The organism is Faecalibacterium tardum (assembly GCF_040096515.1).
In the GTDB taxonomy this organism is placed as follows: domain Bacteria; phylum Bacillota; class Clostridia; order Oscillospirales; family Ruminococcaceae; genus Faecalibacterium; species Faecalibacterium tardum.
Map to the genome: position 1 here is coordinate 15,750 of NZ_JBBMEO010000006.1, position 25,092 is coordinate 40,841.

The following is a 25,092-nucleotide window of genomic DNA, read 5'->3' on the forward strand; positions in this document are numbered from 1 at the left end:
GCAGCGCGTGAAAACACAACAAAACGGCGAGAAAAAAGTACACCATGGTGTACCGGTTCCCGCTTTGCTATAATTTGAAAAAACAAACGCAAAAATGAACAAAAGGGAGAAAGGATATGGCAGAAGAAATCATTACCAGTACAAATGCCGATACCGCGACCGACCACGAGTATAACGCCAGCGAGATCCAGGTGCTGAAGGGTCTGGAGGCGGTGCGCAAGCGCCCGGGTATGTATATCGGCTCCACCGGTGAGCGCGGTCTGCATCATCTGGTGTACGAGATCGTGGACAACGCCATTGATGAGGCGCTGGCCGGTTACTGCAACCACATCGAGGTCAAGATCCTAAAGGACAATATCATTCAGGTCACCGATAATGGCCGCGGCATCCCCGTGGACATTCAGGCCGACACCGGTCTGCCCGCCGTCACCGTGGTGTACACCATCCTGCACGCCGGCGGCAAGTTCGGCGGCGAGAACTCCGGCTACAAGGTGGCCGGCGGTCTGCACGGCGTGGGCGCTTCGGTGGTCAACGCCTGCTCCGAGTGGCTCACCGTCAATGTGCGCCGCGACGGCAAGGAGTACGAGCAGACCTTCCGGCGGGGCGACCCGGACGGCGCACTCAAGTGCATCGGCACGGTAGCCGAGGGCGTCACCGGCACCCGGGTCACCTTCAAACCCGACCCGGAGATGTTCAAGGACACCACCGTCTACGACTTCGACACGCTGGAAAAGCGCCTGCGGGAGGAAAGCTTCCTGAACGCCGGTGTCAAGATCACCCTGACCGATGAGCGCCAGCTGTACACCCCCGTGCTGGAGGATGGGCAGGAGGGCGAGCCCTGCTACCGCTCCGAGGTGATGTGCTACGAGGGCGGCATCAAGAGCTTTGTCACCTATCTGGGCGAAAAGCGCAAGCTGGAAGTGCTGCACCCCAACGTCATCTACCTCAAGGGACAGACCGACCGCGGCGTGGCAGAGATCGCTTTGCAGTACAATTCCAGCTATAACGAGCTGCTTTTGAGCTTTGCCAACAACGTCAACACCCCGGACGGCGGCACCCATGAAGAGGGCTTCAAAGCCAGCCTGACCCGCGTGTTCAACGATTACGGCCGCAGCCACGGCCTGCTGAAGGACAAGGACGAGAACCTGTCCGGCGCAGACGTGCGCGAGGGTCTGATCTGCGTCATCTCGGTCAAGCTGCAGGAGGCCGAATTTGAAGGCCAGACCAAGGCAAAGCTGGGCAATACCGAGATCCGTACCCTCGTTTCCAACATGGTCTACTCCAAGCTGATGGAGTTCTTTGAGGAGAACCCCGGCGTGGCAAAGGCCATTTTTGAAAAAGCTACCCAGGCCGCCCGCGCCCGCGCCGCCGCCAAAAAGGCCCGTGAGCTGGTGCGCCGCAAGAGCGCGCTGGAGACCAGCCGGATGCCCGGCAAGCTGGCAGACTGCCGCGAAAAAGACCCCAGCCGCACCGAAATTTTCATCGTCGAGGGCGACTCTGCAGGCGGCTCTGCCAAGATGGGACGCGACTCTGCCATTCAGGCCATTCTGCCGCTGTGGGGCAAGATGCTGAACGTGGAAAAGGCCCGCGCCGATAAAATTTACGGCAACGACAAGCTGATGCCGGTGGTGCTGGCGCTGGGCTGCGGCATCGGTGACGAGTTCGATATCTCCAAGCTGCGGTACGACAAGGTATTCATCATGGCCGATGCGGACGTGGACGGCTCCCACATCTGCACCCTGATGCTGACCTTCTTCTTCCGCTATATGCGCCCCCTCATCGAGCAGGGGCATGTGTATGTGGCACAGCCGCCCCTGTTCAAGGTGCAGAAGGGCAACACCATCAAGTACGCCTACAACGACGCGGAAATGGCCATTCTCTCGCAGGAGATGCCCGGCGCAAAGGTGAACCGCTACAAGGGCCTTGGTGAGATGAACCCCGAGCAGCTGTGGGAGACCACCATGAACCCGGACAACCGGGTCATCGTGCAGATCACCATCGAGGATGCCGAAAAGGCTGACGAAGCTTTTACCATCCTGATGGGCGATCAGGTGGAGCCCCGCCGCCGCTTTATCGAGACCAACGCCCAGTACGCAAAGCTGGACGTATAAGAAAACCCTCTCAGGCGCTCCCGCGCCAGCTCCCCCGAGGGGGGGAGCTTTAGGCAAAAAGATAAACTTTTCCTTCTCACGAAAAAAGCTCCCCCTTTCGGGGGAGCTGGCAATGCCGCAAGGCATTGACTGAGAGGGTCAAACCCTACGGAGGAACAAATGGAAGAAGATTATGTGATGATACCGGGCAGCGGAACCAAAAAGATCATCCGCGACGTCAAAAAGGAGATCGAAACGGCCTTCCTGGATTATTCCATGTCGGTCATCGTGTCCCGCGCCCTGCCCGATGTGCGGGACGGCTTGAAACCCGTCCACCGCCGCATTCTGTACACCATGCATGAGCGCGGCAACGACCCCAGCCATGCATACCGCAAATCTGCCGATACCGTTGGTGCGGTGCTGGGCTCTTACCACCCCCACGGCGACGCATCGGTCTACGATGCCATGGTACGTCTGGCACAGGACTTCTCGCTGCGCTATCCGCTGGTGGATGGTCAGGGTAACTTTGGTTCTGTGGACGGCGACCCCCCGGCTGCTTACCGTTACACCGAGGCCCGCATGAGCCGCATGGCGGTGGAAATGCTGACCGATATCGAGAAGGACACCATCGACTGGGACCCCAACTTTGACGAGACCAAAAAGGAACCCAGCGTGCTGCCCTGCCGCTTCCCGAACCTGCTGGTCAACGGCAGTCAGGGCATCGCGGTCGGTATGGCTACCAACATCCCGCCCCACAACCTGAGCGAGGTCATTGACGGCTGCATCGCCTATATCGACGACCCGGACATCGACCTGCCCGGCCTGATGGAGCACATCAAGGGCCCGGACTTCCCCACCGCCGGCATCATCATGGGACGCAGCGGCATCCGCGCCGCCTACGCCACCGGCCGCGGCAAGATCACCCTGCGCGGCCGCGCCACCATTGAGGAGACCAAAAACGGCCGCACCCAGATCGTCATTACGGAAATTCCCTATATGGTCAACAAGGCGCGCCTCATCGAACACATGGCAGACCTTGTCAAGGAAAAGCGCATCGAGGGCATCACCGGCCTGAACGATGAGACCAACCGCAAGGGGATGCGCATCGTGGTGGATATCCGCAAGGACGCCAACGCACAGGTCATCCTGAACCAGCTGTACCAGTACACTCAGCTGCAGGATACCGTGGGTGTTATCATGCTGGCCATCGACCATAAGGTGCCCAAGGTGCTCACCCTGAAGCAGATGCTGCAGAAGTATGTGGAGTTTCAGGACGAGGTGGTGCGCCGCCGCACCCAGTACGACCTGAAAAAGGCCAAGGAGCGCGCCCACATTCTGGAAGGCCTGAAGAAGGCTACCGACATCGTGGACGAGCTGATCGCCACCATCCGCGCCTGCAAGGGCGGCATGGCAGAAGCCAAAGCTGCCATCATGGAGCAGTTCGGCTTTGACGACCCGCAGGCAGACGCCATCGTTAAATTGCAGCTGGGTCGTCTGGCTGGTCTGGAAATCTTGAAGATCGAGGAAGAGCTGGCCGGCCTGCGCGCCAAGATCGAGGACTGGGAAGCCATTCTGGCGGATGACGCCCGGGTGCTTGCCATCGTCAAGGACGAACTGCTGGAAATGAAGAAGCGCTTCGGCGATGAGCGCCGCACCGAGATCCAGTCCGTGACCGGTGAGGTGGATATCGAGGATCTGATCGCCGAGGAGCAGTGTGTCTACACCCTGACCGAGGCCGGTTATATCAAGCGTCAGCTCAAGGCCACCTATCAGGCACAGCGCCGCGGCGGGCGCGGCATCTCCGGCATGACCCGCAAGGAAGAGGATATCGTGCAGGAGATGTTCGTAGGCTCCACCCACGACTATGTGCTCTTTGTCACTGACCGGGGCCGCCTGTTCCGCATCAAGGGCTACACCATCGCCGAGGGCAGCCGCACCAGCAAGGGCATGAACATCGTCAACCTGCTGCAGCTGGCTGAGGGCGAAAAGGTGACCAACATGATTTGCCAGAGCAAGAACGCTGAGCAGGAGGGCGGCTATGTGACCATGGTCACCAAGCAGGGTCTGATCAAGCGCACCCCGCTGGAACAGTACGCCAACATCCGCAAGAGCGGCCTGATCGGCATTGCCCTGAACGAGGGCGATGCCTTGGCATGGACCCGCCTGACCTCCGGCCACGATATGCTCATCGTTGCCACCCGCAACGGTCAGGCCATCCGCTTCAACGAGGAAAACGCCCGCCCGATGGGCCGTAACGGCCACGGCGTGCGCGCCATCCGTCTGGCGGAGGGTGATGAAGTTGTCGGCGTGTGCATCTGCCGCGAGGGCGGCACGGTGCTGACCGTGACCGAGAACGGCAAGGGACGCCGCTCGGATATCGACACCTACCGCATCACTGCCCGCGGCGGCAAGGGCATCCGCAACTACGATGTGAGCCGCGACAAGGTTGCCGCCGTGAAGATCGTGGACGATGTGGATGACGTGCTGCTGAGCAGTCAGGAGGGCATCATCATCCGCCTGCACGTCAACGAGATCCCGCTGCAGAGCCGCTACGGCTCCGGCGTGCGGGTGATGCGTCTGGGCGAAAACGACAAGGTGATGGTGCTGGCACGCACCGACCACGACGACGAAGCACAGACCGAGAAGATCGACGCTTCTGAGGCCGATGCCGAGCCCACCGCCGAGCAGCTGGCCGAGATGGAAGCCGCCGATGCTGCCGCCGCCACCGAAGCCCCGGAGGCAGACCCCGAGGAGAAGGAATAATCTGCCTGCGCAATGATATTTCCTTTCGTGGGACGATTTGGAATGCCCGCCGCGTGCGCTTTGGGCATTTTCAGCGGAAAATTTATTTTATATTTTCGGGATAGCGGAACGCCTGCGGGCGTTCCGCTATCCCATTTTCACGGGAGAAGATCGTGTTCCGCAGCGCCGCGCTTTCGTAGAAAGCGGCGCTGCAACTGCCGTTTTCCTCTACGACCCCTCCTGTGAAAATGCGTTTGGAGCGCTCCGCAGAGCGCGACAAACGCGAAATTATAAATGATTCTTCCGCTATTGATGTGCAGAGCGCAGCGGAGCACATTAAAAATCGTTTCACCGTCAGGTTTGTCTGGACTTCCCCTTGAAACTGTGCTAGAATAAACGAAATCACAATACCCGTGGGGGAGTAGCAGGCGCTTTGCAGAGCGCAGCAAGTCAACACAATGACCGCTTTCCGGTCTGGCTTGCTTTCATTTGCGAGACTCATGTGTTTTGGTGCGTGTTTGCTGCGCCCGTGCACATGGAGTGGATCTCAAAAAATCACCCGGTCCCGGACGTACAATGCGCCCGGGGCCGGGTTTTGTTTTGGTTTGGATTACGGTCAACAAACAGGAGGCAGACAGAATGGAATGGAGTTTTGTGTTTTTTCTCAACAGCGTTTTGCTGGGCGTGGGGCTTGCGATGGATGCGTTTTCGGTGTCCATGGCAAACGGCCTGCACGACCCAAAGATGACGAAAAGCACCATGGTGAAGATCGCGGGCACCTTCGGCCTTTTTCAGGCGGCAATGCCCATGATCGGCTGGGTGTGCGTGCATACCATCGTGGAGCTGTTTTCGTCCTTTGAGCGTTTTATCCCGTGGATCGCGCTGGCACTGCTGGGCTATATCGGCGGCAAGATGCTGGTAGACGGCATCCGCGGCGAGGAAGCCGAGGAAGCGGCAGAGCTCAGCGCCGGGGCGCTGTTCATGCAGGGCGTGGCTACCAGCATCGACGCCCTCTCGGTGGGCTTCACCATCTCGGAGTACGGCTGGCTGATGGCACTTACCGCCGCCATCATCATTGCGGTGGTCACCTTCATCCTCTGCATGGCGGGTCTGCGCATCGGCAAAAAGTTCGGCACACAGCTTTCCGGCAAGGGCAGTATCTTGGGCGGTGTCATCCTTATCGGCATCGGACTGGAAATTTTCATCACCGGGGTGTTTTGAATATCAAAAGCCCGGAGCGTCTGCGGACACTCCGGGCTTGTTATATCATCTTTGTTCCCCGTGGAACAATTTGACTTATTTCACGTTTTCCGGCTCGAAAAAGTCGGCATATTCCTTGGTCAGCTTGCTGCCAAGGCGGCGGATGCCGCCGTACAGGTGGCGCTCCACCAGCGGCTCAAAGGCGGCAAGGTCGCACCGCTCGATGGCGTTCAGCAGGTTGCGGTGGTCGGCGATCACCTCGTCCAGTCCGCCGGTGGTCATGGTGTCCAGCATACGGAAACGGCTGTAATCGGCGTGGGCGTTCTGTAAGGTGCTCCACAGGTACATCTTATCCATGGCGGCAAACCATGTTTCGTGCAGGCGGCAGTCCACCTCGTACAGCTTGTTATAGTCCGGGTTCTCGGCACGGGCAAGGGCCTCGTAGGCGTCCACCCGCGCACGGATCTGCGCCCGCTGCGCCGGGGTGGCGATGGGGGCAAAGTCCCGCAGAATGCGCCCCTCCACGGCGGTGCGCTCGTAGATCAGCTCGTCCACGATGCGCCGGTTCAGCCGGGTGACGGTGGTGCCCTTGTAGGGCACGATGCGCACCAGCCCATTTTCCTGCAATTTTTGCAGCACCACCCGGATCAGGGAGCGCGGCGCACCGAACCGGGCGCACAGCGGGTTCTCGCTCAGCGAAGAGCCGGGACGGATGGTCAGGTCGATGATCTCCCGCTCCAGCACGGCGTAAATTTCGGCATCAGTCTTGTATTGCTGTTCCATATCACTCACCTTATTCCAAAAACTCCTTCCACGGTGCGGCGGCGGGCAGGGGCAGAGAAAAGGCCATGGGCTTGCCGGTGTCCGGGTGCACAAAGCGCAGGCTGCAGCTTTGCAGGGCAATGCTGCCCTTCTGGCGGCTGCCGTATTTGCCATCGCCGTACAGCGGGTGCCTGCGGCTGGCAAACTGCACCCGGATCTGATGGGTGCGCCCGGTGTGCAGGGTGATCTCGGCAAGGCTGCTCTCCCCTGCCGTGGCAAGGATGCGGTATTCCAGCACCGCCTCCCGCACCCCCTTGCGGGGACGGCTGACCGGGAACACCCTGCCCTTGCGGCTGTCCTTGAACAGGTAGTCCCGCAGCACTCCGGCGGCGGGCAGCTGTGCGTCCGGCGCACCGGCAATGATCGCGCGGTACTGCTTGACGAACTGCGGCGCGGCGGCTTTGCCCTCGGCACGGCCATCCTGCACGGCGTAGGCGTCCTGACTTTGGGTCACCTGACGGCTCAGGGCGGCGGCAGCTGCCGGGGTGCGGGCATAGACCATCAACCCGGACACGCCGGTGTCCAGCCGGTGCACCACCCCCACAAAGGCATTGGGCGCGTTCCAGTGGGCGCGCAGCGCGGCGGGTACGCCCTCCTCGCTGGAAAGCCCGGCGGGCTTGTCCAGCACCACAAGGGCGGCATCCTCGTATAAGATCACAGCTTGCCCTCGTCCAGCAGAGCCTTCAGCTTCAGGATGCCCGCAATGGTCTTGCCGTCCTTGATCTCGCCGCTCATGACCATCTGATATGCCTTTTCCAGCGGCACCCGGTCGGGAGTCAGGAACTCGTCCGCATCAAGGTGCATCTTGGTCTCGTGCAGACCGGTGGCTACCCAAGTATAGATGACCTCGGTATCGTAGCCCACGGTGGGGTAGAATTCGCCCAGCGAGATGTAGTTATCGGCGGTCAGGCCGCACTCCTCTTCCAGTTCCCGCTTGGCGGCTGCAAAGGGGTCCTCGCCCTTTTCCAGCTTACCGGCAGGCAGCTCCCACAGCTGCTGCTGCATGGCATAGCGGAACTGCCGCACCATGCAGATGGTGCCGTCTGCAAAATAAGGCAGGATGCAGGCGCCGCCGTGGTGATGCACCACCTCGCGGGTAGCGGTCTTGCCGTTTTCCAGCAGTGCGGTGTCCTTGGTCAGAGTAATGACCCGCCCCTCGAACAGGGTCTCGCTGGAGAGAGTTTTTTCAAAGTGGATGGTATCGTTCATTTGTTTTACGCCCCTTTTCCGGCGTAGCGCCGGTTTTATGCTCTCAGTTTACGGCAAAGTACGGTTTGTTGTCAATAAAGATATGATAAATACAAGAGGGGGGGACGATTTGGAATGGCCTCCGCTTGCGCTCTGGCCATGTTCAGCGGAAAGAATATTTATAATTTCGCGTTTGTCGCGCTCTGCGGAGCGCTCCAAACGCTATTTTCACAGGTGGGGTCGTAGCCGGGAGCGGCAGCTCTTCGGGGAACAAACCCTCTCAGTCCGCTCCCGTTGGTCGCGTCCAGCTCCCCCGAAGGGGGAGCTTTTTGCCATCTCCCGGTCAGTAGAGCAAAACCTCCCCCTTTCGGGGAAGGTGGCATCGCGTAGCGATGACGGAGAGGGTTTGCCCGCTCCCCGCAGCGCCGCCGCTTCCGCAGGAAGCAGGCGCTGCAAATGCAGTTGACCGTTACGACCCCACCCGTGAAAATGCAAAGCCGGAGCGTCCGCAGACGCTCCGGCTTTGCTCTATTAAAAATATTCTTTCCGCTATTTATGCGCAGAGCAACGCGGAGCGCATTTAAATCGTTTTACCGTGCATCCCGGTTGGCGTTATACTCGTCCATGGAAACGTAGTGGTCGAGGATATGGATGCCCTTCAGGCGGTTCGAGGAGAAGCCGGTGGGGGCGTACTGCCCCTCCCACAGGTTCAGCCGGGTGGCGATGTAGGGCGGCACCGGCAGGCTGAGCGGGATGACCAGCGCATTCTCGATGAGGTACGCCTCGGCGTCGGCAAAGGCGGCGTACCGGGCGTCAAGGTCGGCGGTGATGGCCTTGGCCTTTTCTACCATGTCCATGTAGGTCATGACATAGTCGGCGGTCTCGCCGGTGATGATGCCGTCCTCTACGCCGGTGCGCAGAAAGGCGTAGCAGGTGCCCCGGTCGCCCGCTTCCTGATAGAAGGGGTACACTTCGGTCTCGGGGTCGGAGTAGTCCGCACCCCAGTAGTAGGACATGAACTCGTAGGCACCCGCGCGGCGCACTGCGTTCAAAAAGTTATCCGACGGCCCCTGCGTGATGATAATATCCACAAAGTCGAAACCGTCGTTCAATACGCCCTCCACCTGCTGCTTGAACACCTGACACTGCTTGTCCCAGTCCACCACGGCGGGGTTGTAGGGGTACTGTACTTTAATGGGGAAGGTAGCCCCCGCAGCGGTCAGCTCCTGCACGGCGGCGTCGCGGTACTGCTTGGCGGTGGCTTCGTTGAAGTGGTCGGTCACCTTGGCAAGCGCGCCGCATTCCGTGTAGTCCACGCCCTTGCTGTCGGCGCAGAAGGAGGACGGGGTGATGGTGTGCAGCTTGTAGTTTTCGTACCCTTCCGGCGCAGTGACCGCCAGCGTAACGGCGGGATTGATGGCGTACAGGAACGCCTTGCGGAAGTTGGTGCTGTTCACCGCCTTGGCCCAGTTGTCCGGCTGGTACTGGGCATCCACGCCGGTGGTGTTCCAGTTGGGGAACTGGTGGGCATAGGGCAGGAAGTTGAAGAAATAAAAGTAGCTCTTGCCGGTCTCCGGGCGATCCATGGACACCATATCCTTGGTGGTGTCATCTGCCAGCCAGCTGTCCAGAATATCCGAGCTGATGGTGGCCTGGTCAATTTCGCCGCGCCGCACCATCTCCGGGCCGCTGATGAGCGCCTCCTGATTGTAGATGTAGCGGATGGTGTCGATATAGACGTTGTCCTTATCGTAGTTTTCGGGGTTTTTCTTCATCACCCAGCTTTCCAGCGGGGTGTACTCCGCCAGATAGAACGCGCCGCAGTTGCAGGCGGTCTCGGCGCTGGTGCAGAACTGGTCGCCCAGCTCTGCCAGCATGGGGCCGTAGGCAGGCTCAAAGGGAGCGTAGTTCAACAGGCTCAAAAAGCCCGGGAAGTCGTAGTTCAAAGTATAGGTCAGGGTGTGCTCGTCCACGGCAGCCACGCCCACGGAGGAAAAATCCACGGCAGGGCAGGTGGTGGTGCTGCCGTCGGCGGCGGTCAGGGTGACGGTGCCTGCGGCGTCGATGGTGTAGGTGGTGCCGTCCTCGGCCACGGTGCCGTTGTTGGCGTTGTTGCGCCAGACGCAGTAGTTATAGTAGTCCTCAGCCCCGGCCACATAGGGGGTGACAAGGCTGGCGGTGCCGGAGGCGTAGTCCGGGTTTAGCAGATAGGCCAGCGCGTCCACAAAGTCCTGCGCGGTCACAGGGCCAAGCACCGCGCCGGTATAGTCCACCCAGTTCTCGTCCCGCAGGTGGAAGGTCCATGTCAGGGTGTCGGCGTCCCACTCCCAGCTGGTGGCAAGGCCTTCGCGGATCTTACCACGGCTGTCGTACTCCACCAGTGTGTCCACGCAATGGGTGCCGTGGTACAGGTCCGGGTCGGCAGAGCAGATGAGATAATTCAGGGTGGCGGGCTGGCGGGCGTACAGCACGGTGTAGGTAGCGCTGTCGCCGGTTGCGGCAGTGCCGCCCGCAGCGGAGCCGCCGCAGCTGCTCAGCAGCCCGGCAGCAGCGGTGGAAAGGGCTGCCGCGCCGCCTGCCTTGAGGAACTGACGGCGGGAAAAAGCATGATGCATCATAAAAAACCTCTTTCGCTCTTTGTAAAAAAAGAGGCAACGGAACCACATCCGTTACCTCTTTTGAACAGTCTGTCGGCTATTACTGGTAACTTTAAGCCCAGTATAGCATTGTTTGGGTGCAACGTCAAATAGTTTCCGCCGGGGCGGGGGCTGACCCCTCCCCGTGAAAATGCAATGCCGGAGCGTCCGCAGACGCTCCGGCATTGCTCTATTTAAAATAATTTTTCCGCTATTTATGCGCAAAGCAACGCGGAGCGCATTCCCAATCGTCCGGCTGTTACTCAGAGCGCGGCGCTTCGAGACTGGGCGCAGCCACATTGGCAGGGGTTGCGCTCTGCCCGGCGGGGATGGTATCGGGCAGGGCAGTGGCGGCGGTTTCCGCAGTCTTTACGGCAGCTTCGGCGGCAGTTTCTGCCGTAGCTTCCGCAGCGTTTTCTGCTGCCTTGGCGGCTTCTTCGGCGGCTTTGGCGGCACGCTCGGCCTTCAGCTGCTCGGCGCGCTGACGCGCTTCCTCCTGCCGCTTCTGGGTGCGCGCCTTGATGCGGCACACCGAGCACAGTCCCTCGGCGCTGTCCGGGGCAATGGGCTTGCCGCACTGCTTGCACAGGGTCTTGGTGCACTTGTGCAGCACCACGGGGCCAAGGGTGGTAAGCTGGTACAGCTTCATGCCGTCAAAGCCCTTGTTGGAGCACACGTTCATGCACACGCCGCACTCGCTGCACTTCCACGGGGTAAGCACCATACGGGTCTGGCCGTTGGGCATCTCCTCAAACTTCAAAGCGTTGGCGCGGCAGGCTTTTTCGCACCGGCCGCAGCCAAAGCAGTTGTCGGTGAATTTGGGCATATAGTAGCCGTACTGCAGGGGCGTTTCCATGGCGGCTTTCAGCTGCTTTGTGCGCTGGTGCAGCAGCAGGCGGAAGTCCACCCCGCTGTCCTCTTCGCTGCGCAGACCGGGCAGCATTTGCAGCAGCTTTTTGGTGCCGCTCTTGGAGCCGTGGCTCACCTGTTCCAGCATCTCGCGGCGGGTCAGCTCCTGCACATGGTAGGGGTACTCCTTTTCCTCATACGCCAGCGAGAACCGCGCTTCAAACATCGGCTGACCGAAAAAGTCCACAAGGCGGGTCAGTTCCTTACGCAGCTGCTCGGCGCACAGGTCGTTCTCGCACTGCCCGCAGGGGGTCAGGTCCAGCACGATCTTTTTGTTCAGCGCCAGATACGCCAGCGCCTCCCACGAGAGGGCACAGATGCAGCTGCGCACCACAGTGTTTTTGCGGGTGGATTTTTCACAGCCGATCCAGATGGTATCGTTGTCGGAATCCGCCGCAGCGGTATCCCGCTGCACCTGCTCCGGCGAGGGCGCAATGCAGCCGCTGCGGCAGGCGGAAACGCACAGCCCGCAGTCGGTGCAGGGGTCCCAGTCCTTGACGAGGTTCGGGCGGGTAAAGATCTCCTCGCCGTAGGGGCAGATGTCCTTGCAGGTCGTGCAGGGTTTGCGGTGGGGGTGCAAATTCCAGCACTGGCGGCGGTTGATCTCGGGATGGCTGGTCTTCATCAGGGCATCCATTGCAGTTCTGGTAAAAAAGCCCATGGTCTTACTCCTTTTCCACAACAGAGGTAAGGGCGGCGTGGTCGAGCAGGAAACGCTGCACCTTCTGGTTGGTCACGGCGGCGGCGATGGCGTCCCGGCTCAGCACCTTGCGGATCTCTTCTTCCGGGGTGTCGTGCAGCTTGGAAAGGCGGGCGATCTCGGCGTCCACCTCCTGCTGGGTCACGGTGATCTTTTCGGCTTCGGCAATGGCGCGCACTGCCAGCATTGCCCGCAGCTGGCGCTCGGCTTCCTTGCGGTAGCCCTCCCGCACCTGCTCCGGGGTCAGCCCGGCGCTCTTACAGTAGAGCTCCATGGTCATCTGGCTCTTGCGCAGCCGCTGGCGCAGCTGGGTCATCTGGTATTCGGCGTTCTGTGCCAGCAGCTCTGCGGGCAGTTCCACGGTCAGGTTCGCGCCTGCCATATCCAGCAGCGCCGCCCCGGCAATGCGGTCGGCGTTGGCTTCGTGGGAAAGGCGTTTTTTCTCCCGCAGGCTCTCCCGCAGGGCTTCCAAGTCCTCATAGCCCAGCGTCTTGGCAAAGGCATCGTCCACCGGGGGCACCTGCTTGCGCTCCACCGTGTGCAGGCAGATCTCAAACTGCGCCGTCCTGCCGGAAGTCGGCGGGGTAGGTGAAGTCGAAGCGGAAAGTCTCGCCCGCGCAGTGGCCGTACACCGCTTCTTCTGCGGCGGGCATCAGCTGCCCGGTGCCCAGCACCACGGTCACATTTTCCATCCGGCTGTCCGGGATGGAAGCCCCCTCCAGAAAGCCCTCGAAATCCAGCGTGACACGCATCCCACGGGCGGCGGGGTCGCCGGTGGGCACAAAGGGCGCATGGACACGCGCCATGTTGGCGAGATCCGCGTCCACGGCCTTTTCCGATACCGGGCGCACCCGGCGGGTGAAGGCAAGCCCCTTGTACTGCCCTAAGGCGGCAGCGGGCATGGTGTTTGCAGTCTGTTCCATAGTCGAACACTCCTTTTATATAGCAAAGCGGCGTTACAGCCCGCGGGCGGCCAGCCAGCTTTCTGCGATCTGGGAGAACATCTCCGGGTACTGGGCATCTTCTTCTTTAAAGGCGCTCAGGTAATATTCCACCTCGGCGCGGGTGGGGGCTGCGGTGCGCCGCCAGATCGTAAAGGTGGTGCCGTTGCCCATATCAAAGGTGGCTTCCTGTGTAAAGTACTGCTCCCGCACCGCAAGGAACCTCTCGTTCAGCTTGTGGGAAAGTTCGCCCTTGCCCACAAAGGTCTGGGGGAAGGGGTCGGCGGTGAGAACGTACTTCGCTTCAAAGAACTGCATGGGGAAGTTGTGGGTGCCCGGCACCGAGAAGCCGAAGGCCAGCTTATCGTTGATGGGCATTTCGGGCAGAAGGCAGTTCTTGAAGTGATCCGGGCAGTACAGCATATCGTGGGGGATCATGTAGCTGAGCTCACCCTCGGCGCAGTGGGTGTCGATCCAGTTGGCAATGGCCTTGATCTGCGGCAGATCCTTGCGGTCGTAGATCAGCTTGTCCAGCCGGATGAACTCCGACGCCGCCTTGAGGGGGAAGTGATCCACCAGAAAGCCCGGCAGGGCAATGGTGGTCAGGGGAGAGCAGCGCACCGAGGTGGCAAACACCAGCGTGAACACCCAGAACACGACCTTTGCCGCCCGGAAGCGGCTGATGCCCTCGGCCAGCGCCGCGGCGCCCAGCAAAAACAGGAGAAACCACCCCGGGAGGAACAGCAGCATCTGGTGGGAGCCGGTGTTCTGGATGCGGGTGAACAGCAGCATGCTCAGCAGGATCTCCAGCCCGGCAAGGCAGGGCAGCGCGGGCATTTTGCGCTTTTTCAGGCTGAACCACAGCCCCATGCCCACGAGCACAAGGTTCATCAGACCCATGCGGAAGAAATGCAGCGAGATCTCGGCCACAAAGCCGCCGCCGTTATAGTAGGAATAGCGCTCGGCGTAGCTGTAAGCGAGGATGCGGCTGACCATCGGCCACAGCAGGATCAGCATGGCCACCATGCTCATCAGGCCGAACAGCACGAGGTTGCGCACCTGCAAAAGCGCCTGCTTTTTCTGCCCGGCGCGGGCAGTACGCGCGCTGCTTACCAGCACCAGCACCGCGTAGGCAAAGTAGTAGCCCACCACAAAGTATAAGTACCACCGGCGGGAGAGGATGATGGCTGCCGTGGCGGCAAACAAAAGGCAAAAGCGCACCGGCTCCAGCTTTTCAAACCGGAAGTCCAGCGTGAGCAGCAGAATGCTGAAGCCGAAGATGAGGCCGAACCAGTCCGGCTGGCTGAGCATGGCGCTCATGCGCAGCCACGGGTAGGTGACCATCCAGGTCATGCCGATGAGGAAGTACCAGAAGCGGTTTTTCACCCGCAGCATCTGCCCCACTTTCATGGTAAGCCCTGCCAGCAGCACCAGCAGCATGGGCAGGATGCTGAACACCTGACAAAAGGCAAAGCTGTCGCCGGTGTGGTCGCTCAGGCAGAAGGGAAACTCCAGAAACAGGGTGATGAAGTTGGTATAGTCCTCGGCAAAGGAGCCGAAGATGTACTGGAAACCCGCCGCCGGGCTTTGCAAAAAGGCGGCTTCGGCACTGTACTGTTTGCTGATATAGTTAAAATAATCCCAGATGTAAACAAAGCTGCGGCGGCCAAGCGCCCAGAAAAAATAGACCAGCGCCGCCGCCCACAGGCCAACAATGATTGCTTTGTGGAACAGGTCGAACTTTACCCCCGCCACCCGCAGCACCAGCAGCACACAGGCAAACAGTGCCAAGTTGCACCACAGGCTCACCAGCGGAAAAAAGAACTTGCTGCCGGGCGCAGCCAGCGCAAAAACGGCCAGCAGCACCGCCGCTGCCGCCAGCGCCAGCGCAGTTTTCGCCGCAGCGGAAACGCGGGGCTTTGTAATGGGTTCGGTCATGGAACAAGACCCTCCTTGCAAAGTTTCATACCTTACAGTATAACAACTCCCCGGGGCACTGTCCAGCACCCCGGCGGCGAAAAATGCAGAATGTCCCGCCGCTTTCAAAGCAGACGGGACATTTTTGCATAAATATTACTTATCGGAAACTTCCGCAGCGGCCTTAGCAGCCTTTGCCGCCTTGCGCTTTTGCGCCAGCGCCCTGTTGGCGCTCAGGCGGGCGGCGTCCGGGTTGGGGGCTTCCGGGGTAAGCCGCAGCAGATAGCTGCCCATGGCGGGCAGGTCCAGCGTCAGGGTGTAGTCTCTGCCGAACACGCCGCCGTCGGTGGTGTGGAAGCTCTGCTTGCGGTGCGCCTTGTGCACGCCGCCCCAAGTGCCGGCTTCGGTGTCCAGCACCAGCTCTGCGCTGCACGGGAACTTGAGGTACAGAGGGAACTTTTTGTGGGCGTGGTTCTGCGTGTTCATCACGCAGAGCAGGTTCTGCCCGCGCCCCTTGCGCAGCCATGCGTACACACCCTCGGCGCAGCTTTCGTTTGCCACCCACTCAAAGCAGTCCGGGTTGTACTCGCCATCGTAGAGGGCGGGCTCGGAGGCGTAGGTGCGGCAGAGGGCAGCAAAGTACTTCTGGAAGGCATCGTGGAAAGGGTATTCCAGCAAATTCCAGTCCAGCTCCCGCTTTTCGTCCCACTCCCGGAAGTGTGCCAGCTCGTTGCCCATAAAGTTCAGCTTTTTGCCGGGATGGGTGTACATATAAAAATACAGGGTGCGCAGCTGGGCGCATTTTTCCGCGTAGCTGCCCCACAGCTTATCAATGATGGTCTTTTTGCCGTGCACCACTTCATCGTGGCTCAGCGCCAGCAGATACAGCTCGTTGTAGAAGTAGTGCATACTGAACAGCAGCTTGCCGTAGCAGCCCGGGCGCTCGCCGAAGGGGGTGGCAAAGTAGTCCAGCGTGTCGTGCATCCAGCCCATGTCCCACTTGTAGTCAAAGCCCACGCCCTCGTAGCGGGTGGGGGCGGTCACCTTTAAAAAGTTTGTGGAGTCCTCTGCCATGTAGATGCCGGTGGGCCAGCGCTCGTTCAGGCCGTGGTTCAGGCTGCGCAAAAAGTTCACCGCGCCCTGATTTACGCCGCGGTTGGGGTCGCCCTGCCAGTACAGCGCCCGGGAGATGGCGTCCATGCGGATGCCGTCGCAGTGGTACACGTCCATCCACAGCCCGGCGGCGCTGCTCAAAAAGCTGCACACCTCCCGGCGGTAGTAGTTGAAGTTGCAGGTGCCCCACTCGCTCTGTCCCACGTCGCTGTCGTACTCGTACAGGTAGGTGCCGTCAAACTTTGCCAGTGCGTCAGCGTTGGCGGCAAAGTGCACCGGCACAAAGTCCATGATGACGCCGATGCCCATGCGGTGGCAGGCGTTGACAAAGCCCGCGAACTGGGCGGGGGTGCCGTAGCGGCTGGTCACCGAGAAATAGCCGGTGGTCTGGTAGCCCCAGCTGCCGTCAAAGGGGTGTTCGGCCAGCGGCAGCAGCTCCACATGGGTAAAGTGGTGCTCCAGCAGCCACGGAATCAGCTCCCGCGCCAGCTCCTCGTAGTTGTACCACCCGTCCGAGCCGTCCGGCCGGGTTGCGCCGGGCTTATGCTTCCAGCTGCCGACGTGCAGCTCGTAGATGTTCAGCGGGCGGTTGCGGCATTTATCCCGCCGCTCCATCCACGCAGTGTCGTCAAAGGTGAAGTCCAGCTTTGTCAGCTTGCTGGCGGTGCCGGGGCGCAGCTCGGTGGCAAAGGCGTAGGGGTCGCTGCGCATCACGGTGCTGCCGTCCGCGCCATGCACGCGGTATTTGTACAGATCTCCTTCCGCAAGGCCGGGGATAAAGGCGCTCCACACGCCGGTATCGGCTTTTTCCATGGGCACACCGCGCTCCCAACCGTCAAAGCCGCCGCACACCTCCACGGCGGTGGCACCGGGTGCCCACACGGCAAAACGCCAGCCCTCGGCGCCGTTTGGGTCGGTGCAGGGGTGCGCACCCAGAATGCGGTAGGCATCGAAGCAGTCGCCACTGAAAAACGTGCGGGGGATCACAGGGTAATTCATGCAAAGATCTCCTTACTTCTCTATGTTGACCGGCGATGTGCGCCGGTTGTTCCAAGGTGGATTTGGGCAAACTATCCAAGAAAAACGGCTGTTTACCAGCATGATGGCCGATAATCTTAGCGAATCTTGACAAAAATCGGCAAATTTTCACATATTTGCCAAATCTTGTGGTATACTGTTGCTACTGCCGTGCAAGCGGCGCAACTTTTTAAGCAATAGAACGGGAGCGAATGACCATGGCTTGGTATGACGAAGCAGTATTTTATCACATTTATCCGCTGGGGCTGTGCGGCTGTGCGCACGAAAACGACGGCCAGCCCACCCCGGGCGCTTTTGCAAAGCTGGAAGCATGGGCAGCCCACGCGGCAAAGCTGGGCTGCACGGCTATCTACATCGGCCCGCTGTTCGAAAGCGGCTCCCACGGTTATGATACCATCGACTACCGTCTGGTGGACCGCCGCCTTGGCACCAACGAGGAGTTCAAGGCCTTTGTGGCAGCCTGCCACGCCCGCGGGCAGCGGGTCATCGTGGACGGCGTGTTCAACCATGTGGGCCGCGATTTCTTCGCGTTCCAGGACCTGAAGGCGAACCGCGAGAACGCCCGCTATAAGGACTGGTTCTGCGATGTGAACTTCTGGGGCAACAACGAGTATAACGACGGCTTTTCCTACGGCAACTGGGGCGGCTACAACCTGCTGGTCAAGCTGAACCAGCGCAACCCGGAGGTGCAGCAGTACCATTATGATACCGTCCGCTTCTGGGTGGAGCAGTTCGACATCGACGGTATCCGTCTGGATGCAGCTGACGTGCTGGATTTCGACTTCATGCGCGGGCTGCGCCGTCTGGCAAACGAGGTAAAGCCGGAGTTCTGGCTGATGGGCGAGGTCATCCACGGCGATTACAGCCGCTGGGCAAACCCGGAAATGCTGCACTCGGTTACCAACTACGAGCTGCACAAGGGCTTGTGGAGCGGACACAACGACCACAACTATTTTGAAATTGCCCACACCATGCGCCGGCTGCAGGGGCTGTGCCACGACACCCGGCTGTATCTCTTCTCGGATAACCACGACGTAGAACGCCTGCCCAACAAGCTGCGCAACCGGGAGCACATCCGGCATATCGCCATTCTGGTGTACAGCCTGTGGGGCATTCCGTCCATCTACTACGGCTCGGAGTTTGGCATCGAGGGCAAAAAGGAGTGGGGCAGCGACTGGCCGCTGCGCCCCTGCTTGGAGCTCAGTGACTACGCTGATGCAGAACGTACAAATCCTGTTACCAGTGTATACAAAGCGCTGGGGAAATGCAAGGCTGAGTTGCCGGAAATGACCTACGGCGAGGTAAAAGAATTGCAGCTTACTACCCAGTGCTACGCCTTTGCCCGGGTGCTGGACGGCAAGGCCGTGGTGGCGGTGCTGAACAACGGCGATACCCCCGCACAGCTGGAGTTCCAGCTGCCGGTGGAAACCGCCAAGGTCACCGACCTGCTGGCGGACACCGTGGGCGCGCAGGAGGTGCTGGTCTCTACCGAGTGGAACCGCATGAAGGTGCAGCTGCCCTCCAATTACGCCACCCTGCTGCGGCTGGAATAAAGCAACGCCTGCGGCGTGACCGGAGCGAAAGCCTTTACCCTTTGGGGATAGGTTTCTCCCTTTCGGGGGGAAGCCTTTGTTCAGAAAGCTGAGATTGGAATAACCTTGCACATTTTGCCGCGTTTTGCTACAATAAGGAGAGAAAAGTCGTTTTACGGAAAGGAAGCCTGACCCTCTATGAATGCAGCACAGCGCAGAGAATGCATCCTGACCCGGCTGAACAGCGCCGGTGCCCCCTTAAGCGCCAGCACGCTGGCGGCAGAGCTGGGGGTGTCGCGGCAGATCGTGGTAGGGGATGTGGCGCTGCTGCGCGCCGGCGGGGCGCAGATCGATGCCACCCCCCGGGGCTACCAGCTGCACCCGGCGGAGAAGGGCTATACCGGCATTCTGGCCTGTGTGCACCGCACGCAGGAGGAGATGCGCCGGGAGCTGTATACCGTGGTGGATCAGGGCGGCACGGTGGTGGATGTGGCGGTGGAAAACAGCCTGTATGGCGAGATCCGCGCCACCCTGAACCTGTGCAACCGGTACGATGTGGACAACTTTATCCGTCAGGCTGCGGATGCGCCTGAGAGCCTTTTGAGCCGCATGACCGGCGGCGTGCACCTGCACACCCTGCGCTGCCCGGACAAGGACACCTTTGCCCGCATCCGCGATGCTTTGGAGCAGCAGGGGCTTTTGTACCGCAAGGAGTGACCCTGCTCCGCTTATACCCAGTATAAAAAGGCTTGCGGGGCTTGTCTATCCGCAAAACCGGAAAAATGTTGGAAAATCAACAAAAAAGCAAAAGAGGTGGGTTTTCTGGATATCCGCATTGAAAAGACTGAGCGCGCCATCAAAGAAGCTTTTATGGAGCTGCGCCGCGAAAAGCCGGTGGAGAAGATCCGTGTCAAGGAGCTGTGCGACCGCGCCTGTATCAATAAATCCACATTTTACGCCCATTATCAGGATATCTATGCGCTGGCCAACGCCATGGAGGACGAGATGGTGCACGCGGTGGTGGAAAGTCTGCCCCGCCTGACCGCCAGCGATGTGAGCGAGCGTACCGAGTGGCTGACGCGGGAGATGTTCCGCGCCTTCACCGCGCATCAGGCCGAGATCAGCGTGCTATTCTCCGGCTCCCGGCAGGGGCTGTTCATCAACCGGGTGGAGCAGGCCATGTGCCAGTGCATCGCCCAGACCGACCCCACCTTTGAGGCGGACGTAGTGCGCAAGGTGGTGCTATCTTTCTGCGTGCAGGGGTGCTACTACACCTTTACCAGCTACTGCGGTCAGATGGACGAAAAACGCCTTGTGACTCTGCTTGCCTCCATTGCTCGCGCCGCGCAGCGGATACGGATGTAACGGGGCTGGTTTTGAATGCGCCCCGCGCATAAACAGCGGAAAAATTAGTTTTATTTTCGGGATAGCGGAGCGTCTGCGGACGCTCCGCTATCCCATTTTCACAGGGCAGGGTCGTAACCGAAAACGGGCAGTTGCGCCACTCCCATAAAAATACAAAGTCGGGCAGTCTGCGGGCTGTCCGATTTTTTGTTTTCACGGGGGACACACTTTGACAAAACTACCAAAAAATAAGACGAAAATTCGTCATCTACACTTTTTTACCAGATTTTTCAAGAAATAGTTTACACTATGCCGGAAACGGTGGTATTATATAAAATAGTGTAATATGGGGTAAAATGTGTCTGTATACTCCGGGAGGGAAAAGGATGAAGGACAAGATCTCGCGCCGCAGCTTTCTGGCGGCGGCTGCGGTCTCGGCAGCGGCACTGGCCGTGTCCGGCTGTGATGCAAAAATGAGCAAAAAAGAAGTGACCGACATCACGGTGTGGAACTACTACAACGGCGACCAGCTGGAAAGCTTCAACCGCCTTGTAAGCACCTTCAACGAGACCATCGGCAAGGCAAAGGGCATCCGGGTGACAGGTTCCAGTCAGGGCACGGTGAACGACCTGGAAGCCAACGTGATGGATGCTGCCGAGGGCAAGGTGGGCTCTGCGGAGATGCCCACCATTTTTGCCGCCTACGCGGATACCGCTTATAAGCTGGACCAGATGGGCATGGTGGTGGACCTGAAGGACTACCTGACCGAGGATGAAAAGGCCGCCTTTGTGCCCGGCTATATCACCGAGGGCGATTTTGACGGCAGCGGCAGCATAAAAATTTTTCCGGTGGCAAAATCCACCGAGCTGATGTTTTTTAACGATACCGACTGGCAGCGGTTCTCGAAGGACACCTTTGTGCGTTACGGTGCCCTTTCCACCATGGAGGGTGTGGCCGCAGTGGCCGAGCAGTACTACAACTGGTCCGGCGGCAAGGCGCTGTTTGGCCGGGATGCGATGGCAAACTATATGATTGTGGGCGCAAAGCAGCTGGGCTGCGAAATTTTTGAAGTACACAACGGCAAAATGACCCTGCACTTCGACCATGATGTGGTGCGCAAACTGTGGGATAACTACTATGTGCCCTTCGTCAAGGGGTATTTTGCTGCGAATGGCCGCTTCCGCAGCGATGACGTAAAAACCGGCGCACTGCTGGGCTGTGTAGGCTCCTGTGCCAGCGCCACCTTCTTCCCGAAGCAGGTGATGCCCGGGGATAATCAGGTCCACGATATCGAGATGAAGGTGCTGCCTGCGCCCCGGTTTGCCGGGAGTGAAAAGGTGGCGGTGCAGCAGGGCGCCGGCATGGTGGTCACCACCGGCACCGAGGCCGAGATCAACGGCGCAGTCACCTTTTTAAAGTGGTTCACCGAGCCGCAGAATAACATCGCTTTCGCGGTGGAGTCGGGCTATCTGCCGGTGACAACCGCCGCCAACGACATGGACGCCATCCGCGCAAGCGGGCTGGAACTGACCGACAATATGGAGCAGACCCTTTCCGGCGCGGTGAAAACGGTGCGCGAAAACGAGCTGTACACCCCTACGGCCTTTGCAGGCGGCAATGCAGTCCGCAAGATACTGGAATACAGCATGGGCGATCAGGCCAGTGCCGACCGGGACACGGTGCTGGAACGCATCGCCGCAGGCCAGAGCGCGGAAGCAGCCATGGCAGAATTTTTGACCGACGACTATTTTGAGGCGTGGTATCAGGCCACCCTTGCACAGTTACAGCAGTACGAGGGCTGACCGCCCGCAAAAAAGACGGAAAGGGGGCAGGGCGATGTTTGACGCATGGAAAGAGCGCCAGCGGCAGCGCTTGAAAAACAGACCGGAAAGAACCGTGTTCTACAATATTTTTGCCACCATGATGCTGGTGCTGGTGGTGGAGCTGCTGATGGCGGTCGCCAGCATCCTTGCCGTCAACGTGACCGGGCAGCTGGACGAAAACGCCAAGGATCTGCTTACCATGCGGGTGCGCAACCGCGCCAGCTATGTGCAGGAGATCCTGCGGAACGCGGAGGATCTGGATCAGCTGAGCGAGCAGATCACCGCCACCACCCAGCAGCTGCTGAAAAGCGGCGATATCTCGCTGGATACGCTGGATAACAGCAGCGAACAGAGCGATGCTTTGCTGGTAGCGCTTGCCCCGCAGCTTCTGGACACCCTGCGCACAAAGCAGGTGACCGGCATCTTTATCATGCTGAACACCCATGATCTGGACACCTGCGAGGTGGGCAAAAAAATGCCCGGCATCTACCTGCGGGATATGGACCCGGACGCCCGCCCTTCGGAGCGCAACAGCGACCTTTTGCTGGAACGCGCCAGCGCCACAGTGGTAAAAGAGCTGGCCATCGGCACGGATAAGGGCTGGCAGCCCGCTTTCCCCTATCAGGGAGATACCAAGGGCGGCATCCTGCGCACGGTGTTTCAGACCGCGTATAAGAGCGGTGCCAGCCTTTCGGCGGAAAGCTATGGCCGCTGGACCACCAACTCCTACTGTCTGGCAGGGGACGACCGGCACGCCATTGCCTACTCGATGCCGCTGATCCTGCCGGACGGCACGGTATACGGCGTGGTGGGCGTGGAACTGCTCACGGACTATCTGCAAACAAAGCTGCCCTTCACCGAGCTGGACGAGGACAAGGCAGGCACCTATTTTATCGTGACCACTACCGATGATGCGCTGACGGACGGCGTGCTCTCCCTGCGCAAGACCGTGACCTCCGGCGAGGATCTGGTAACGGCGGATGCACCGCTGGGCGTTTTGAACTGCCGCAGCGACGGCAACGGCGGCAACTGGGCGGAGCTGAACGGCAAGCGCTATTATATGGTGCTGGAGCCGCTGCTGGTGTATAACCGCAACGCGCCCTTTGCCGCCGAAAAGTGGTTTCTGGCCGGTACCATGGAGCAGTCGGTGCTGCTGGCTTTTTCCGACCGGGTGCGCGAGGTGCTGCTGGCTACCTTACTGTTCACGCTGGTGCTGAGCGTTTTGGGCAGCCTGCTGATCTCGGCACGGCTGGCCAGCCCCATCAACCATTTGTACCGCGAGGTGATAGACGCGCAGGAGAAAAAGACCTTCCCCCGCCTGTCACGCACGGCCATCCGGGAGGTGGACCGCTTTGCCGAGACCATTACAGAGCTGAACAAGGAGCTGGTGACCAACTCCACCAAGTTTTTGCGCATCATGGATATGGCCAGTGTGGAGATCGGCGGCTACGAGCTGCGCACCGACACCGGCAGCGTGTTCGTGACCGATAACTTTTTCTCCCTGCTGGGCAAGCCCGAGATGCAGGGCGAGCCGCTGAGCGTGCGCCGCTTTGAGGAGGTGCTCAAGGGCATCCGGGAAAAGAATCCCTGTGACCACACCGCCGAAGGCGACGAGCTGCTGACCATTCAGCAGCCGGACGGGGTGCGGTACATCATGCTGCGCAGAACCATCGAGGGGCACGCCAAGATCGGCCTTGCCGAGGACGTGACCGCCGCCGTGCTGGAGCGGAAGCGCATCGAGCACGAGCGCGATCACGATATCCTGACCGGGCTGTACAACCGACAGGCCTTCAACCGGGTGTGCACGGAGCTGTTCGCCGCGCCGGAGCGCATGGGCGTAGCGGCGCTGATGATGATGGACCTGGATAACCTCAAGCACATCAACGATACCTACGGCCACGACTGGGGCGACCAGTACATCCGCCGCACCGGTCAGTGCCTGCGGGACAATACCCCCGCCGGGACGGTCTGCGCCCGCCTTTCCGGCGACGAGTTCCTTGTGCTGTTCCACGGCTACCGCAGCCGGGACGCAGTGCGGGAAAAGATCGACTGCCTGACCAATGCCATGCAGCAGAGCGTGGCGCTGCTGCCCAGCGGCAACGCTTTGCACATCAGCCTTTCCGGCGGCATCGCGTGGTACCCGGACGATGGGCAGGACTGGGAGACCTTGAAAAAATACGCCGACTTTGCCATGTATCAGGTCAAGCACGCCGACAAGGGCCGGGTGGAGGAGTTCGACATTGGGGTGTACAACCGCGAAGCCTACGCCGAGCGCACCCGCAGGGAGTTCCGGCAGCTGCTCAGCAATGCGCAGGTGTTCTACTGCTTCCAGCCCATCTTCTCGGCGCGCAGCGGCAGGGTAGTCGCCTACGAGGCGCTGATGCGCTCCGACCTGCCCACCCTGCGCTCCCCGGCCACCATCATGAAGCTGGCGCGGGAGCAGGGGGCACTGTACGAGATCGAGCGCATCACCTTTACCAAGGCGCTGGAGACCTTCGACAGCCTGTGCCGGGCGGGCAGCGTGTCCGGGGATGCCATGCTCTTTGTCAACTCCATCGCCAACACCTGCCTGTCGCATGAGGACGGCAAATATATAAACAGCCATTGGCACGAGCTGTGCCGCCGCATGGTCGTCGAAATCACCGAAGAGGAAGAGATCGACTATGAAGCATTGGAGAGAAAGCGCAATGCACCGGGCTTTTCCGGGATGTTTGCACTGGACGATTACGGCAGCGGCTATTCCAACGAGAATACGCTATTGCAGCTTGCACCCCGGTTCGTCAAGGTGGATATTACCATCATCCGTGGCATCGACACCTCGCCGGACAAGCAGCAGATCCTGCGCAATGTGGTGGCCTACGCCCACCCCCGCAGCATGAAGATCGTTGCCGAGGGCGTGGAGACCGCCGCCGAGCTGCGCACGGTCATCGAGCTGGGCGCAGACCTTTTGCAGGGCTATTTTCTGGCACGCCCGGCCATTGTACCGGGGGATATCGCGCCGGAAGCGGCTGCGATCATCCGGGAGTTGCAGCGCCGGAAAAAAGACTGAAATATATGCCCTCCCGGGCGCTGCGGCGCTGGGAGGGTTTTTGCAACG

The 25,092-nt window shown here is 60.1% G+C and carries 17 protein-coding genes; 8 read left to right on the plus strand and 9 right to left on the minus strand.

What is annotated here, in order from left to right:
• Positions 1-116: 116 nt before the first annotated feature.
• From gyrB to WMO44_RS05975, 3 genes are all read left to right on the plus strand, one after another.
• Positions 117-2,111, plus strand: a complete 1,995-nt coding sequence (gene gyrB, locus WMO44_RS05965) for a DNA topoisomerase (ATP-hydrolyzing) subunit B (RefSeq protein ID WP_055186813.1) — start codon at positions 117-119, stop codon at positions 2,109-2,111.
• Between the two features lie 159 nt (positions 2,112-2,270).
• Positions 2,271-4,853: a DNA gyrase subunit A gene (gene gyrA, locus WMO44_RS05970; protein WP_349152055.1), complete on the plus strand. Its 2,583-nt coding sequence runs from the start codon at positions 2,271-2,273 to the stop codon at positions 4,851-4,853.
• Between the two features lie 618 nt (positions 4,854-5,471).
• The gene (locus WMO44_RS05975; protein WP_349152056.1) at positions 5,472-6,053 is read left to right on the plus strand and encodes a manganese efflux pump MntP; all 582 of its coding nucleotides are present in this window, start codon (positions 5,472-5,474) and stop codon (positions 6,051-6,053) included.
• A 75-nt stretch (positions 6,054-6,128) separates the two neighbouring features.
• On the opposite strand, the gene WMO44_RS05980 is transcribed toward WMO44_RS05975, so the two are convergent.
• The 9 genes from WMO44_RS05980 to glgB all read right to left on the minus strand — a co-directional run bounded on the left by WMO44_RS05980 (position 6,129) and on the right by glgB (position 17,257).
• Entirely contained in the window at positions 6,129-6,815 is a 687-nt protein-coding gene (locus WMO44_RS05980; RefSeq protein ID WP_349152057.1) for a GntR family transcriptional regulator, read from the minus strand.
• Between the two features lie 10 nt (positions 6,816-6,825).
• Complete coding sequence (locus WMO44_RS05985; protein ID WP_349152058.1) at positions 6,826-7,512, minus strand: RluA family pseudouridine synthase; 687 nt, start codon at positions 7,510-7,512, stop codon at positions 6,826-6,828.
• Positions 7,509-8,063 carry an NUDIX domain-containing protein gene (locus WMO44_RS05990; RefSeq protein WP_349152059.1) on the minus strand — a complete coding sequence of 185 codons (555 nt, stop codon included), beginning with the start codon at positions 8,061-8,063 and terminating at the stop codon, positions 7,509-7,511. The genes WMO44_RS05985 and WMO44_RS05990 overlap by 4 nt, the downstream gene beginning before the upstream one ends.
• Before the next feature lie 569 nt (positions 8,064-8,632).
• Complete coding sequence (locus tag WMO44_RS05995) at positions 8,633-10,660, minus strand: ABC transporter substrate-binding protein (RefSeq protein WP_349152060.1); 2,028 nt, start codon at positions 10,658-10,660, stop codon at positions 8,633-8,635.
• A gap of 277 nt (positions 10,661-10,937) precedes the next feature.
• Positions 10,938-12,248: a 4Fe-4S dicluster domain-containing protein gene (locus tag WMO44_RS06000; protein WP_349152061.1), complete on the minus strand. Its 1,311-nt coding sequence runs from the start codon at positions 12,246-12,248 to the stop codon at positions 10,938-10,940.
• A 4-nt stretch (positions 12,249-12,252) separates the two neighbouring features.
• Entirely contained in the window at positions 12,253-12,822 is a 570-nt protein-coding gene (locus tag WMO44_RS06005; RefSeq protein WP_349152062.1) for a trigger factor, read from the minus strand.
• Positions 12,823-12,838: 16 nt separating this feature from the next.
• A complete protein-coding gene (locus tag WMO44_RS06010) occupies positions 12,839-13,210 on the minus strand; it encodes an FKBP-type peptidyl-prolyl cis-trans isomerase (RefSeq protein ID WP_349152063.1) in 372 nt (123 codons plus the stop codon).
• Between the two features lie 33 nt (positions 13,211-13,243).
• Positions 13,244-15,166 (minus strand): hypothetical protein, encoded by a 1,923-nt coding sequence (locus tag WMO44_RS06015; protein ID WP_349152064.1) that lies wholly within the window; start codon positions 15,164-15,166, stop codon positions 13,244-13,246.
• 135 nt (positions 15,167-15,301) lie between these two features.
• Complete coding sequence (gene glgB, locus WMO44_RS06020; RefSeq protein ID WP_349152065.1) at positions 15,302-17,257, minus strand: 1,4-alpha-glucan branching protein GlgB; 1,956 nt, start codon at positions 17,255-17,257, stop codon at positions 15,302-15,304.
• Between the two features lie 230 nt (positions 17,258-17,487).
• Here glgB and WMO44_RS06025 point away from each other — a divergent pair, with 230 nt between their 5' ends.
• The 5 genes from WMO44_RS06025 (at position 17,488) to WMO44_RS06045 (ending at position 25,044) form a co-directional block, all read left to right on the plus strand.
• Positions 17,488-18,849: an alpha-amylase family glycosyl hydrolase gene (locus tag WMO44_RS06025; RefSeq protein ID WP_349152066.1), complete on the plus strand. Its 1,362-nt coding sequence runs from the start codon at positions 17,488-17,490 to the stop codon at positions 18,847-18,849.
• 177 nt (positions 18,850-19,026) lie between these two features.
• Positions 19,027-19,545: a transcription repressor NadR gene (locus WMO44_RS06030; protein ID WP_349152067.1), complete on the plus strand. Its 519-nt coding sequence runs from the start codon at positions 19,027-19,029 to the stop codon at positions 19,543-19,545.
• A gap of 96 nt (positions 19,546-19,641) precedes the next feature.
• Positions 19,642-20,193: a TetR/AcrR family transcriptional regulator gene (locus tag WMO44_RS06035; protein ID WP_055186714.1), complete on the plus strand. Its 552-nt coding sequence runs from the start codon at positions 19,642-19,644 to the stop codon at positions 20,191-20,193.
• Positions 20,194-20,558: 365 nt separating this feature from the next.
• Entirely contained in the window at positions 20,559-21,974 is a 1,416-nt protein-coding gene (locus WMO44_RS06040) for an extracellular solute-binding protein (protein WP_349152068.1), read from the plus strand.
• A gap of 34 nt (positions 21,975-22,008) precedes the next feature.
• Entirely contained in the window at positions 22,009-25,044 is a 3,036-nt protein-coding gene (locus WMO44_RS06045; protein ID WP_349152069.1) for an EAL domain-containing protein, read from the plus strand.
• Positions 25,045-25,092 lie beyond the last annotated feature (48 nt).